Source organism: Acinetobacter sp. NigerLNRRAM0016, assembly GCF_054112845.1.
Genome location: NZ_JBSYVT010000061.1, coordinates 1 through 12,768 on the forward strand (window position 1 = coordinate 1; position 12,768 = coordinate 12,768).

At 44.4% G+C, this 12,768-nt stretch carries 15 protein-coding genes; 5 read left to right on the top strand and 10 right to left on the bottom strand.

The annotated features are described in order from the left end of the window. A partial coding sequence (locus tag ACWQ4X_RS18780; protein ID WP_033917483.1) for a GGDEF domain-containing protein occupies window positions 1–348 on the top strand: 348 nt, incomplete at its 5' end. A 187-nt stretch (window positions 349–535) separates the two neighbouring features. Here the strand turns inward: ACWQ4X_RS18780 and ACWQ4X_RS18785 are convergent. The 7 genes from ACWQ4X_RS18785 to msrA are packed head-to-tail and all read right to left on the bottom strand — an operon-like array spanning window position 536 to window position 4,329. Further along, window positions 536–1,198, bottom strand: coding sequence for a peptide-methionine (S)-S-oxide reductase MsrA (locus ACWQ4X_RS18785; RefSeq protein ID WP_024160825.1), 663 nt, complete (start codon window positions 1,196–1,198; stop codon window positions 536–538). 9 nt (window positions 1,199–1,207) lie between these two features. Beyond that, entirely contained in the window at window positions 1,208–2,482 is a 1,275-nt protein-coding gene (locus ACWQ4X_RS18790) for an acetyl-CoA C-acetyltransferase (protein WP_000857678.1), read from the bottom strand. Continuing rightward, window positions 2,479–2,787 carry an antibiotic biosynthesis monooxygenase family protein gene (locus ACWQ4X_RS18795; RefSeq protein WP_002122973.1) on the bottom strand — a complete coding sequence of 103 codons (309 nt, stop codon included), beginning with the start codon at window positions 2,785–2,787 and terminating at the stop codon, window positions 2,479–2,481. The genes ACWQ4X_RS18790 and ACWQ4X_RS18795 overlap by 4 nt, the downstream gene beginning before the upstream one ends. Before the next feature lie 50 nt (window positions 2,788–2,837). Then, the gene (locus ACWQ4X_RS18800; protein WP_024160826.1) at window positions 2,838–3,095 is read right to left on the bottom strand and encodes a glutaredoxin family protein; all 258 of its coding nucleotides are present in this window, start codon (window positions 3,093–3,095) and stop codon (window positions 2,838–2,840) included. 9 nt (window positions 3,096–3,104) lie between these two features. Continuing rightward, the gene (msrB, locus tag ACWQ4X_RS18805; protein WP_000483554.1) at window positions 3,105–3,545 is read right to left on the bottom strand and encodes a peptide-methionine (R)-S-oxide reductase MsrB; all 441 of its coding nucleotides are present in this window, start codon (window positions 3,543–3,545) and stop codon (window positions 3,105–3,107) included. 31 nt (window positions 3,546–3,576) lie between these two features. Beyond that, window positions 3,577–3,837: a glutaredoxin gene (locus tag ACWQ4X_RS18810; RefSeq protein WP_001076938.1), complete on the bottom strand. Its 261-nt coding sequence runs from the start codon at window positions 3,835–3,837 to the stop codon at window positions 3,577–3,579. 3 nt (window positions 3,838–3,840) lie between these two features. Then, window positions 3,841–4,329 (bottom strand): peptide-methionine (S)-S-oxide reductase MsrA, encoded by a 489-nt coding sequence (gene msrA, locus ACWQ4X_RS18815; RefSeq protein WP_024160827.1) that lies wholly within the window; start codon window positions 4,327–4,329, stop codon window positions 3,841–3,843. A 122-nt stretch (window positions 4,330–4,451) separates the two neighbouring features. Between msrA and ACWQ4X_RS18820 the strand changes: the two genes are divergently transcribed. After that, window positions 4,452–5,387, top strand: a complete 936-nt coding sequence (locus ACWQ4X_RS18820; protein WP_005006248.1) for an AraC family transcriptional regulator — start codon at window positions 4,452–4,454, stop codon at window positions 5,385–5,387. Window positions 5,388–5,431: 44 nt separating this feature from the next. On the opposite strand, the gene ACWQ4X_RS18825 is transcribed toward ACWQ4X_RS18820, so the two are convergent. Then, entirely contained in the window at window positions 5,432–6,706 is a 1,275-nt protein-coding gene (locus ACWQ4X_RS18825) for a hypothetical protein (protein WP_005006246.1), read from the bottom strand. Window positions 6,707–7,260: 554 nt separating this feature from the next. Here ACWQ4X_RS18825 and ACWQ4X_RS18830 point away from each other — a divergent pair. The 3 genes from ACWQ4X_RS18830 to ACWQ4X_RS18840 all read left to right on the top strand — a co-directional run bounded on the left by ACWQ4X_RS18830 (window position 7,261) and on the right by ACWQ4X_RS18840 (window position 8,688). Next, a complete protein-coding gene (locus ACWQ4X_RS18830) occupies window positions 7,261–7,422 on the top strand; it encodes a peptide-methionine (S)-S-oxide reductase (protein WP_223213851.1) in 162 nt (53 codons plus the stop codon). Between the two features lie 58 nt (window positions 7,423–7,480). Then, on the top strand, window positions 7,481–8,035 hold the full coding sequence (locus ACWQ4X_RS18835) for a carboxymuconolactone decarboxylase family protein (protein WP_024160828.1): 555 nt from the start codon (window positions 7,481–7,483) through the stop codon (window positions 8,033–8,035). Between the two features lie 137 nt (window positions 8,036–8,172). Next, complete coding sequence (locus ACWQ4X_RS18840; protein ID WP_024160829.1) at window positions 8,173–8,688, top strand: YkgB family protein; 516 nt, start codon at window positions 8,173–8,175, stop codon at window positions 8,686–8,688. Window positions 8,689–9,548: 860 nt separating this feature from the next. Here ACWQ4X_RS18840 and fadA read toward each other — a convergent pair. Next, complete coding sequence (gene fadA, locus ACWQ4X_RS18845; protein WP_457904592.1) at window positions 9,549–10,721, bottom strand: acetyl-CoA C-acyltransferase FadA; 1,173 nt, start codon at window positions 10,719–10,721, stop codon at window positions 9,549–9,551. 12 nt (window positions 10,722–10,733) lie between these two features. Then, window positions 10,734–12,768, bottom strand: a 2,035-nt coding sequence (gene fadB / locus ACWQ4X_RS18850; RefSeq protein WP_457904593.1) for a fatty acid oxidation complex subunit alpha FadB, incomplete at its 5' end; no start/stop codon positions are given.

The following is a 12,768-nucleotide window of genomic DNA, read 5'->3' on the forward strand; positions in this document are numbered from 1 at the left end:
AAAAGTTTTAACGACAGCTATGGACATGCCGAAGGTGATCAGGCACTGAGCCTGGTAGCAGGTCTGTTTCAGCGCAACAGCAGGAACTATGACTTTTTCGCCCGTTATGGTGGTGAAGAGTTTGTGCTGATCTTGCCAGGCACAGACATCGTGTCGGCCAATAAAACACTGGAAAAATTAAGGCTGGTAGTGGCTAACCATGAATGGCCATTACGACAATTAACGGTCAGCATCGGTTTGGCCAGCGCTGATTTATTTAACGACAAAAAGCAGTTGCTCGAAGCCGCCGACCAGATGTTATACAAAGCTAAAGCCCAAGGCCGCAATCAAACCAGTGTGTTCTGTTAATTTGAGGGGGATCACCTAACAACTGGTAGATAAGCTGGTCTCATATGGGCAATAATTAGTCCGTTTAAATACATCGGTAAAATGCCACTTGCACAGCTTCTTTGTACACTGTGGGACTCTATTTAAAGTTGGCCGGCACATTGATTGCGTAGCGAAAATAGAGTGCTTTAGCCAGCACAATTTCAGATTAACCGATTCGGTAAGCTTTCTGCATTTCCGGAGACAACTTTTTTAGCCAGCTTGAGAGACTGAAGCCTTTTCTATCGGTACTATTTAATTTAGTAAAATACAGATGTTCATCCCAGCGAGGACCGAAATCTACTTCTGCAAGACTTACAAGCTGTTTGTTTCTGCGAAGACGATGCTTTTGATGGTAATCTTCGGCGGGCCAAAAATAACCATTTTGTTCTCCGGCCTCAATCACCTCGGGAGATTTCTCCTTTCCAATCGCTTGAATCAGTTCTTCAGTGACTTGTTTTTGCTCCAGATCAAAAACAAAAAGTATCTGGCGATACTGGCCCTGCTTTCTACCATGAACAGACCATGATTCAAAACTTCCAAGAAGTTCCCTGTAGCTGATTTGGTCTTTATCGTAGATCACTCTGACGACTTCGGCGTGTCCGTTGATGTTGCGGTAACTCGGATCCAGAGTTGATGCTCCAGCGTAGCCAACACGTGTTTGCACTACTCCCTGCGTCCCTCCAAAATTTGAATCCGGTCCCCAAAAGCAGCCCGTGCCAAAAACCGTTTGACTAAGTTTTCCGGTTTTCAATGCTTCTTCGATTGCTTCAGGGGTCGCAAATTCATAGCTTTCAACATCGTCTTCTTTATTCATTTTTAGATCCGACATATTTTTCACCTAACTTTCAAGAATTGTAGCCACTCCCATTCCTCCCGCCGTGCAAACGACGATAAGGCCACGTTTTCCAGGACCAGCTGAGTGCAGTATCTTTGCTAAAACTCCGACGATCTTAGCGCCAGTAGCCGCAAACGGATGCCCAAGGGCAATGCTACTTCCACGGACATTTAGCTTCGAGCGGTCAATTTTTCCGAGAGGCTCTGATCGTCCCAAACGTGTTTTGCAGTATTCAGCAGACTCCCACGCCTTCATCGTGCAGAGCACTTGTCCAGCGAACGCCTCGTGAATTTCGTAAAAATCAAAATCCTGAAGCTTTAAGCCGTTTCGCTTCAATAATTCACTGACCGCCACAGTTGGAGCCATGAGCAAACCTTCGCCAGCGACGTAATCCACGGCAGAAGTATGAGAATCCACAATCTTGGCCAACAGCGGCCAATTATTCTTTTTTGCCTCTTCTTCTGATGCTAAAAGAACGGTGGATGAGCCATCTGTGAGCGAGCTTGAATTTCCCGCCGTCAAAGTCCCTTTTTCTGATTTATCAAAAACAGGTTTTAACTTCGACAATTTTTCCAAAGTTGTATCAGCACGCAAAATTCCATCGGTCTTATTTCCTTGGAATGGAAAGACGAGATCATCATAAAACCCATCTTTATATGCTTGAGCTGCATTTCTGTGACTTGCCAGCGCTAACTCATCTTGCTCTTGGCGAGAAATATTCCACTCTTTAACCATGAGTTCGCAATGCTCACCCATTGATTTTCCGGTGCGTGGCTCAACCACTGCGGGCAACACTGGCTTTAGATCGCTAGGTTTAATTCCTAAAATGATTTTTACTTTCTCACCAAGCGTTCTGGCAGAATTCAACGCAATCAATTTTCTTGCGAAAGTTCGACTAACCATAATGGGCAAATCGCTGTTGCTATCAACACCGCCCGCAATGCCACTTTCAATTTGGTGGCTAGAAATTTTGTGAGCAATCTGAATCGTATTTTCCAAGCTCGTTCCGCAAGCACGTTGCACGTTATATGCCGGAGTGTTTGGATGCAAACCGGAGGATTGAACGACTTCACGAGCCAAATTCCAGTTAGCCGAGCTGTGCATGACAGCTCCTAAGGCTACATCGCCCACAGTTTTTCCTTCCAAGTTATATCTATCAACTAAACTCTTTAGGCTCGCCGTCATTAGTTCTTCACTTGAGACGTCTCGATATGCGGTCATAGATTTCATAAATGGAATCCGAGCTCCACCTACGATATAAACGTTTCTCGTTTTCATAATTTCACCTCCGGCTTTGTGTGCCGTTCAAAAACTTCTCCGACCTTCACGTCGTACGATTCAAAAATGTAGTCTTTGCCAAGCATCTTGGCTTTTTTGTGTTCGGGATGCTTATCCCAAGCATCGAAAGCTTCTCTGGTAAGGAACTCGACAATTAGAACATCTTCACCGTTAGGAGAAGAAAACCGCTCATGGCTTCCGTAACCAGGAATGGCTTCGACAAGCGCGGACATCTCGGCGTATCTTCTTTCAAACTCCCCACCGTGCTCCTTGGCAACACGACTGCGGAAAACTGCTATAATCATTGATCTGACTCCTTACTAAGCTAATTACAATCCTCAAAAAAAAGATCTCGTTATTTTATCGAAGCTTCCAACCACTTGTCTAGGTCCTTGAACTTGGGGTTTCTCAGCTTCTTTGTCCCAACCAGTATTGTCGGGAAATTTAACTTTCCAGTAGTATAAAGGGATCGCAGTTCATCAGCTGCCGCGTCGTCTTCGTGAACATCTAAAAAATCAAACTCGATTCCTTTTTCTTTCAAGTACGACTGGTAAATCTTGGTTTTGTGGCAGTCCTTATGACCGAACAGCTTAATCCCCACGACCCCCTCCATTTTCTAAAATTACTCTACAAACTTCAACGACTCCGAGTTGATGCAGAATCGAGCCCCAGAGGGCTCAGGACCATCTGGAAAAACGTGCCCTAAGTGGGCTTCGCACACATTGCATAGCACTTCGATTCTTCGTCCGTAAGTCGTGTCCAGTTCATATTGAATTACGTTGTCGGCGACGGGCTCAGAAAAACTCGGCCAACCTGTTCCCGAATCAAACTTAACGTTCGAATCAAACAGTTCAGTGTCGCAGCCCGCGCAGGCATACCGTCCTGCCTCATAAAATGAACAGAGTTCCCCAGTGTGAGGGCGCTCGGTGCCTTTCTTCCGCATGACATTAAATTGAGCGGGCGTCAGAATTTTTTTCCACTCTTCCTCGCTCTTTTCTACTTTTCTGGGAGGAGCGGGAGTGCCGTTATCGAGATAGTTGTTAATGCTTTCCCAGTTGAACATAAATTTGCTCCTTTATTTTTGGGTTTGTTCTTTAGCTATCAATCCACGCGAAGAAGTCAGTCGCGCTACCAATGAATTTTCCATCCACAAAAACTTGCGGAACAGTTTGAAGGTTGGTTTTTTTCTTCAACTCATCATAAGTCTTGGGATCGTCATCCACGCGAATTTGTTTAAAATCAACTTTTTCAGAAGTTAAGTACTCCTTCACGCGTTTACTAAACGGACAATGGTCTTTTGTGTAGATGACAACGTTCTTAAGTTCTTTCATTTTTTCCTCTTTCGTTTGATTCATGGTTTAATCTCTCTCAAAATGGCACGTGTACCCGTGGGGATTCTTCTTCAAATAGTTTTGGTGATACTCCTCAGCGTCATAAAACTCTTTTTCCAAGGCTACCGTCGTGACCACGGGATTCTCGAAGCGACCGATCTCATTGACCTCATCAATCACGTTTTCGATAATCGCTTTCTGTGCATCGTCACGATAGAACGCTGCCGAGCGATACGAAGTGCCAACATCATTTCCTTGGCGATTCTTCGTAGTCGGATCATGGATTTTGAAAAAGTAATGTAGAATCTCTTCGAGAGATATTTCGTCTGGGTCGTATTCCACGCGAACAGCTTCGGCGTGACCCGTTTTCCCTGTTTTAATATCGGCGTAGGTAGGATCATCAAAATCTCCGCCAGAGTAGCCCACCTTTGTTGACGTCACGCCGTCCAGATTCCTAAGGAGGTCTTCAAGACCCCAAAAACACCCTCCGGCAACGATCACATAATTTAGTTTCATAAAGCCTCCTTGGTTTTTATCTATTTACTGATTAAACTGACTTTACAGCATGTATAATAGATATAACATGCCCAGTAGTTCGTATAATGTGACTTATTAGACAGTTTGCGTAGGAGCTAAGTATGGATGTTCTCAGTGAGATTTTAGATAAGGTAGAGCTTACTAGTAGCTACTGGTATAGAACATCATTTGCAGGAGACTGGGGCATCAGTCTCCCGCAGGAAGAGAATCTAGCGAGATTTCACATCGTGACCCATGGCGAGTTTTGGTACGAGGTGCCAAAACTTAAACTTAAGGCTTTGGCGGAGCAAGGCGATATTTTGATTTTATTCAAAGGGATGGAGCACACCATGACCAGTGCACCAAAAATCAAGGCCGAGCCCGCGGTCGAATTTAGATCCAAGGCCAACCTCACTGAAACTCAAGTTCTGGAATATGGTGATCAGAGCAAGCTCAAAGCAAACGTCGTTTGCGGACATTTTTGTTTTGATGGCGGACCCGATCATCCATTCTTAAATTCGCTGCCAAACGTCGTGCATATCAAGAGTACTGAGAACTCCCACTCGCCTTGGCTTACCATGCTTTTAAGTATTATAGAGCAGGAAGCAAAATCAGGGCTTCCTGGAAGCAACACGCTAGTCAGGAAGCTGACCGAAATTATCTTCGTGCAAGCGTTAAGAATTCACATGTACAAATCCAACAAAAATGTAGGATTTTTCAAATTGATCGAAAATCCGCAACTCAGCAAATCCTTGGAAGCTATCCATCATAGTCTCGATAAAAAATGGGGTCTTGACGATCTCGCTGAGATTGCTGGAATGTCGCGTACGAACTACAGCGTTAAGTTTAAGAAACTGTCTGGCATGACACCTCTTGATTATTTAACCTATTGTCGGCTTGAAAAAGCGAAGCAGCTGCTTAAAGAAACCGGTAAATCTGTTCCTGAAGTGAGTGAAGCCATTGGGTATCCGGCACATGAACACTTTCAAAAATTATTTAAGAAAAAAATTGGCGTAACTCCTAGTGCTTATAGAAAGGAAAATTCTAAAATGGCGTAAAAATGATAATCTAAGACACAACTTCGACTTTCATCGCTGAGAGTTTATAAATCGTCTCCCACCACCGGTATCCATAAGCAGATAAACCGAGTTCTTGAAGCATTCCTGCTTTCAATGTCGTCGACGTGATCACGATTCGAGTTCAGATAACTACTCTGTTGATGAATACTCTCAGTTAATTGCTGCTCACCAGATTCCAACACAGCACCAGCGAGCTCGGCACATACGGAAGCAAAACCATAAAGCGCTTGATTATCACGGGTAAAATGCAGTGGCATCGTCTGGCCTTTTACATGGAGGGACCATTCCAAAACTCTATGTTTACCTTTTATTCGGCTACTGACAAATACCGTTTTACTGGTGCCGCTGGCGCCAATGACTAAAAAGCTGGTGATAGCCAGCCCTATCAGCGACCATAACTCAGGTCTCCCACTGAGTAACAGTGGGTTAGGCAAATGACTCCTCAAAACGAGTTCAGTACCAAGCGTCAACGCTGTTTTATAGACTGCTTGTTCTAATAATGGCGTTGCATCAACCAGTGACGCTTCAGCCTCACAGCTATAAGGTTCAGCGACAGCTGTAGCTCTCAACCATTCTGTTTCATGGGCAATTGCCAACAAATTTGACCAAATTCGAACCAGTGCCGCGATATGAATGGAGTTTTCATGAGCTAAGACAGTTTGATTAAGCTGTAGCTCAAGCTCCTGATGCCAATATTGGTACTGGCTAGTCAACAGTACAAATAACTCGGATTGAAGTAACTTATTAGTCGCTACCGGTTTTATCCTATTGGATATCTCATTGAAAAGTTGGATAAATTTTAAGTCTGCTTGTTGCTCACGCTTGAGCTGCTCTTGTTGTTGCTGCAGCAATTGCAAATCATATTCAATAGCCTGCTTAAAGAGTGTGAGTAAGGAACAGTGTTGTGATGCCCGGTCTGCGCTTGCCCGGTCCAACATACACAAAGTACCGAAAGTTTCTCCGCTAGGCCAAAGCAAAGGCAGCCCGTAGTAATAACTAAAGCCTGCGGCAAATGTCGGGTTATTGTTCTCGTATCGGGTACCGATTGCATTTTCAACTAGCAATGGCTGGTGACTGGCAATGACTTGGGAACAATAACTGTTTAGTGCCAATGGAATAGGTTCATCGCAATAAAAAGCTGGTTTCGACACACTGCCAACTGCCTGAACACAAATTTCGTTTTTATCTAATCGATTAATCAGCACGCAAGGCACTTCCGCGACTTGAGCCATCATGTTTACAATGCCCTGCCAGCGCTCTAACAGCAGTGCGATTTCTATGCTCAAATCTATTGCCACTTGTTCCCTCAATATTTAAATAGCCCCTTTTACTTTATTCAATCCTGTTGATCTCAAAGTATCAAGCAGGAAACGAAGTAATTGGTGTCAATCAGAACATCAGAAGCCTTGGTGCGTTAAGCAGTGCACATAGGCGCGAAGTAAAGTGCTCAAGTCTGATTGTGGCAAGAAATTGTTACTTTGTCAGGGGATAGTCAACAAAGTACTACCGTGCGAATTGCTGGGCTGATGTTTAAGATAAATCTGCCACCAAAAGTTGAATCTGAGTAACGCAATTGAACATTTAAAAATGTAAAGCATTGAAATTTATATGGACATAGACAATCTAATTTGCCCTATATTTGCAGACATTCATTTTTTTCGTGAACCCTTAATTTCACAACTCTTTAAATCTGATATCCAAAGTCTGCATCCATACATACCCCCTACGTAAACTGTCTAATAAGTCACATTATACGAACTACTGAACATGTTATACCTGTTTTACACGCTGTAAAGTCAGGTACATCAGTAAATAGATAAAAACCAACGAGGCTTTATGAAACATAAATTATGTGATCGTTGCTGGAGGGTGTTTTTGGAGTCTCGAAGACCTCCTTAGAAATCAGGACGGCGTAACGTCAACGAAGATGTGTAGTGGCACTGAAATGGCGACTGCGCAAGACGTGAAGATGAGCTGTCTGATAGCAACGGATTATCAAGCAGAACCTTCTTAAATACAATTTATTCCACGCCAATACAGCGTGCTGTCTTTCAAATCACTAGGAGAAATTTATGTCACGTTTGAACACCCCTACCACAATCGACGCCGCGCCTACTGCTACCCATACCTCACTCAAGGCTGTGGAAAAACAACTGGGCCGCGTTCCTAACATGTTCCGCGTCGTTGCCAACAGCCCTGCTGCGCTGACTGGCTACCTGCAATTGAGCGCAGCATCAGCACAGGGCGGCTTGGGTACAGCGACTCTTGAGCGTATTGCCCTAGCCGTCGCTGAGATCAACGGCTGCGATTATTGCCTTGCTGCCCATTCCTTCCTAGGCCGTAAGGTGACCAAGCTTGATGATGCTGAACTCACTGCCAACCGCAGCGGTGCATCAAATGACCCTAAGGCCGACGCAGCCGTGCGTTTTGCTGCCGCCGTAGTCCGCCAGCGCGGGCAAGTCAGCAATGACCAGGTCCAAGCGGTGCTGAACGCTGGCTACAGTGATGCACATGTAGTGGATATTCTGTTGGCTGTTGCCCTGAACACTTTCACTAACTACGTTAACGAAGTGACACAGACCGAGGTCGACTTCCCGGCCGTTCAACCACTAGGCATTGATGTCTAATCCATTGGTGCTCAACTACAGCAATTACCTAAGTTAGGTTCGACTCGAGTAAACATATAGTTTTTCTCAAGAGTCATATCATTTTAGTGGGCTACATAGAGTGAGTCCACATGGCTAAAAATAATTGGAGATATAAGATGACTATTCCCGAAATTGAAAATGGTGTCCAGACTACCAATACCCTTAGTAATAATCTCGGTGCAAAAATCACTAAGTTTGGTATAGGTGGCATCTACGTTGCCATGACGATAATATATTTGTGGTTTGGTGGCATGAAATTCACTAGCTACGAAGCAAACGGTATACATGGTTTTGTTAGTAATAGCCCTCTGCTTTCGTGGATGTATAGCTTCCTCAGCATTCAAGGATTCTCAAATTTTCTGGGTGTGCTTGAAATTTCAGTTGGCCTGTTAATCGCTGCACGAGTTTTCTCCCCTAAGCTCGCAATCTTGGGCGGTGTACTTTCAACCGGACTCTTTTTTACGACATTGTCGTTCATGCTGACTACACCCGGTGTTTTTGAGGCATCTCTTGGGTTTCCTGCGATCTCTGTGGTTCCTGGCCAGTTTTTGCTAAAAGATTTAGGCTTGTTTTTCGTGTCTATATTTATCGTAGGTACATCACTTACAGCACTGGAGCACAAAACCAAATAAGCCGAACCCGAAACAACTATTAAGTTAGAGGGTTCCTAAACACATTAGAAACCCTTTATTTTTATCATTTAAAACACCTTTTATAAGTGCTTCAAGTACGTGCCTTACTAAATAATATCACTTCATTGGTCTTAAAAAGGCAAAATACAGTATTCAAAAACTGTAGTGGTCAACTATTTTTGGCCACATCGATATAGTCTGAAAAACGGTGCGTTCTTGAAACCCGAAATGAATAATGCACTCATTTTTTACTTTATGGCAATGCGTTGATATCTCGAAATTTTCGAGAGTCTCAGTTCCGTGATTGTCAGAAATGTCCGCTTTCAGTGAAAAGCGCCGATTTTGTCGAATCTCAGTGAATTTCAGCTTTTGGCACAAAGCCGAGATCCGACGAAGTGGTACTTTCCGTGAAAGTTGTGGTGCGATTAATTTGCAACACGTGGTAAGGAGCGGTTGCAATGTGGTGGTAAATTAAGTGCAATTAATCAAGAAGGTGAATCAATGAGTGAACAACTGAACTGTCAAAGCCGCATGGATGCGGCGACAACTCTGTACTTGCCGCAAATAACTATCCCCGTCCTGCTAAACCAATGACGTAACTCCTATCTCTCCCGACTTGTTGGAACAAGTCGCACTCACAAGGTGCAATTAAACACTGAACAAAAATTCATGGATGAATGGTTACCGCCGAAGGACTCGGCGCAAATAAAAAACGTACATACCATTATACACAGTATGTACGTTTGAAATTAAAGCCGCTGACGTTATATGTAAAGCCCTGTCACTCACTCACACGCGAATAGACACTGTTTTTACTATATACTCCAACAAGGGGGATTTTTATTTTATCTTAGTGTTAATTAAACACGTTCGATAATCGTCGCGATACCTTGACCTAAACCAATACACATGGTCGCAAGACCGATTTGTGTATCTTGTTGTTCCATTACGTTCAACAACGTGGTTGTAATACGTGCACCAGAACAACCCAATGGGTGACCCAATGCAATCGCGCCACCATTCAAGTTAATGATGTCTTGCTTGTCATAAACGCCTAGACCTTTCATGGCTGATAAGCCTTGAGCAGCAAATGCTTCGTTTAACTCGATGGTTTGGATATCCGCCATGCTTAAGCCAGCACGTTTAAGCGCTTTTTGAGTTGCAGGTACAGGACCATAACCCATGATTGCAGCGTCACAGCCTGCAACCGCCATAGAGCGAATCACAGCACGTGGTTTTAAACCAAGTGATTGAGCGCGTTCAGCAGACATCAACAACATTGCAGAAGCACCGTCAGACAGCGCAGAAGACGTTGCCGCAGTGACTGTACCGCCTTTCGGGTCAAATACAGGACGTAAAGCTTGGAACGCCTCAAGGTTGGCATCTGGACGGATCACTTCGTCGATGTCGCATAGCTGTTTAAAGCCATTTGCGTCATGACCTTCAATGCCAATGATTTCGTTTTTAAAACGACCTTCTTGTGTTGCAGCCCATGCACGACGATGTGATTCCACACCAAAGGCATCTTGCTCTTCACGCGAAATACCGTTCATACGACCCAACATTTCAGCAGTTAAGCCCATCATGTTTGATGCTTTGGCATAGTGCTTCGATGCAGCAGGGTTGATGTCGATACCGTGCATCATGCCCACATGGCCCATGTGCTCTACACCACCAATAATGAAAATATCACCCTGGTTAGTGGCAATTTGCGCCGCTGCAGTATGAATCGCCTGCATCGATGAACCACATAAACGGTTTACAGTTTGACCTGCAACAGTTTTTGGAAGATCAGCCAATAACGCAATATTACGGCCAATGTTCATGCCTTGTTCTAGGGTTTGGTTGACACACCCCCAGATCACATCTTCAACTTCGTTAACATCAAACTGGTTACGAGCAACTAAAGCACGAACCAATTCAGCCGATAGACTGTCAGCACGTACATTGCGGAACATACCGTTTTTGGTTTTACCCATTGCTGAACGTACGCCATCAACGATGACAACGTCACGTGGATTTAAAGTAGCCATTCACGTTGCTCCTTAACCGTAGAATTTTTTGTTGTTAGCAGCCATGTCACGCAACATTTGTGGCGCTTCATAAGCTTTTCCTAAGTGTGCATATTTGTCGCAAAGCGCAACGTATTCAGCAACACCTGTTTGGTCGATGTAACGGCATGGACCACCGCGGAATGGAGGGAAACCTACACCCATAATCATCGCCATATCTGCTTCAGATGGTGTTGCCACAATGTTGTCTTCTAAGCAACGAACAGTTTCGTTACAGAACGCCAGCATCATACGGTCAATGATTTCTTGTGCATCAAATTCACGTTTTTCAGATGTTGCCACAGATGCTACAAGCTCGTATGCAGTTGGATCAACCACTTTGGCTTTTTTGCCTTTGCGATCCAATTCATATTTGTAGAAACCAACGTCATTTTTTTGACCAAGACGTTTGTTTTCGTACATGACTTGGATTGAGCCTTTATAGTCAGGCTTCATGCGGTCAGGGAAACCTTCTGCCATAACTTCTGCACCGTGAACGCCCGTGTCGATACCAACAACGTCAATTAAGTATGCAGGACCCATTGGCCAGCCGAATTTTTCCATGACTTTGTCGACTTGCTGGAAGTCTGCACCATCTTTCAGTAACAAGTCGAATGCACCAAAGTAAGGGAACAATACGCGGTTCACCAAGAAGCCTGGGCAGTCATTCACTACGATTGGTGTTTTACCCATTTTCTGAGCAAGAACGACAGTGGTCGCAATCGCTTCAGGTGAGGTTTTTTCACCACGAATCACTTCTACCAATGGCATCATGTGCACTGGGTTAAAGAAGTGCATGCCGACAAAGTTTTCTGGACGTTGTAGGTTTTCAGCCAAACGTGTGATTGAAATGGTTGAAGTATTTGAAGCAATGATCGTGTTGTCACGAACATTTTTCTCAGTTTCAGCCAACACAATGCCTTTGACTTTTGGATTTTCAGTCACGGCTTCAATCACGATATCCACTTCTTTAAACTCGTCATAGCTTAAAGTTGGGCGGATACGTGCCAAAGTTTCACCCATTTTGGCAGGTGTCATTTTTTTACGTTCAACTTGCTTGGTCAGCAATTTGTTTGCTTCAGACATCCCCAATGCTAATTGTGGGTTGCCGATGTCTTTCATGATAATTGGTGTGCCTTTGCTTGCCGCTTGGTAAGCAATACCACCGCCCATGATACCCGCGCCGAGTACAGCCGCTTGGTTCACAGGATGTGCACCTTTTTCATATTTTTTCGAGGTCTTTTTCACCACTTGGTCGTTGATAAACAAACCAATCAACGCACCTGCTTGAGGCGTTACAGCAGCTTTAGCAAAGCCTTCAGCTTCCGCTTTGAGTGCGTCATTACGTGGCAAGCTTGCACCAGCTTGTAAAGAATCCAGCATGAGTTTTGGTGCTGGGTATTGAGCAGGGTTTGCTTTTGCAAGAACCGCACCTTTCGCTGTATTGAACGCCATCATTTGCTCAAGCATGTTCAACTTAACAGGATCTAGTTTTTCCTGGCGTTTTGCTTTCCAGTCTAGACGACCCGCAATCGCCTGTTTAACCAGATCAATTGCAGCGTCTTGCAGTTTGTCCGCAGCAACGACTGCATCAACAGCACCGTCTTTCAGCGCAGCAGCAGGTTTCTTTGGATTGGCCATTGCCATCCATTCAACTGCATTGTCGATACCGATCACACGGCTTAAACGAACAGTACCACCGAAGCCCGGGAAGATCCCCAGTTTGATTTCAGGCAAGCCAACAGCAGCTGCTTCTGACATGACACGGTAGTCACACACCAGACACATTTCAAAACCGCCACCCAATGCTTGACCATTGATTGCAGCAACTTTAGGAATGTCTAAATCTTCAAAAGAGTTGAAGATGTCATGAACAGGCAGGGCCCATTCTACAATTGCCTGTTCGCCTTGCGCGAAGTTCGCACCGAACTCAGTAATGTCTGCACCTACGATGAAGGTTGACTTCGCTGAAGTGACGATTAAACCTTTAATGTCACCGTTTGCTTTAACAGCGTCAATTGCAGCTTTG

Coding starts and splice junctions, on each gene's coding strand:
- fadA (WP_457904592.1), bottom strand. CDS start 10,721: ATGGCTACTTTAAATCCACGTGACGTTGTCATCGTTGATGGCGTACGT.
- ACWQ4X_RS18790 (WP_000857678.1), bottom strand. CDS start 2,482: ATGAAAACGAGAAACGTTTATATCGTAGGTGGAGCTCGGATTCCATTT.
- ACWQ4X_RS18785 (WP_024160825.1), bottom strand. CDS start 1,198: ATGTCGGATCTAAAAATGAATAAAGAAGACGATGTTGAAAGCTATGAA.
- ACWQ4X_RS18810 (WP_001076938.1), bottom strand. CDS start 3,837: ATGAATCAAACGAAAGAGGAAAAAATGAAAGAACTTAAGAACGTTGTC.
- msrB (WP_000483554.1), bottom strand. CDS start 3,545: ATGTTCAACTGGGAAAGCATTAACAACTATCTCGATAACGGCACTCCC.
- ACWQ4X_RS18835 (WP_024160828.1), top strand. CDS start 7,481: ATGTCACGTTTGAACACCCCTACCACAATCGACGCCGCGCCTACTGCT.
- ACWQ4X_RS18820 (WP_005006248.1), top strand. CDS start 4,452: ATGGATGTTCTCAGTGAGATTTTAGATAAGGTAGAGCTTACTAGTAGC.
- ACWQ4X_RS18800 (WP_024160826.1), bottom strand. CDS start 3,095: ATGGAGGGGGTCGTGGGGATTAAGCTGTTCGGTCATAAGGACTGCCAC.
- msrA (WP_024160827.1), bottom strand. CDS start 4,329: ATGAAACTAAATTATGTGATCGTTGCCGGAGGGTGTTTTTGGGGTCTT.
- ACWQ4X_RS18840 (WP_024160829.1), top strand. CDS start 8,173: ATGACTATTCCCGAAATTGAAAATGGTGTCCAGACTACCAATACCCTT.
- ACWQ4X_RS18795 (WP_002122973.1), bottom strand. CDS start 2,787: ATGATTATAGCAGTTTTCCGCAGTCGTGTTGCCAAGGAGCACGGTGGG.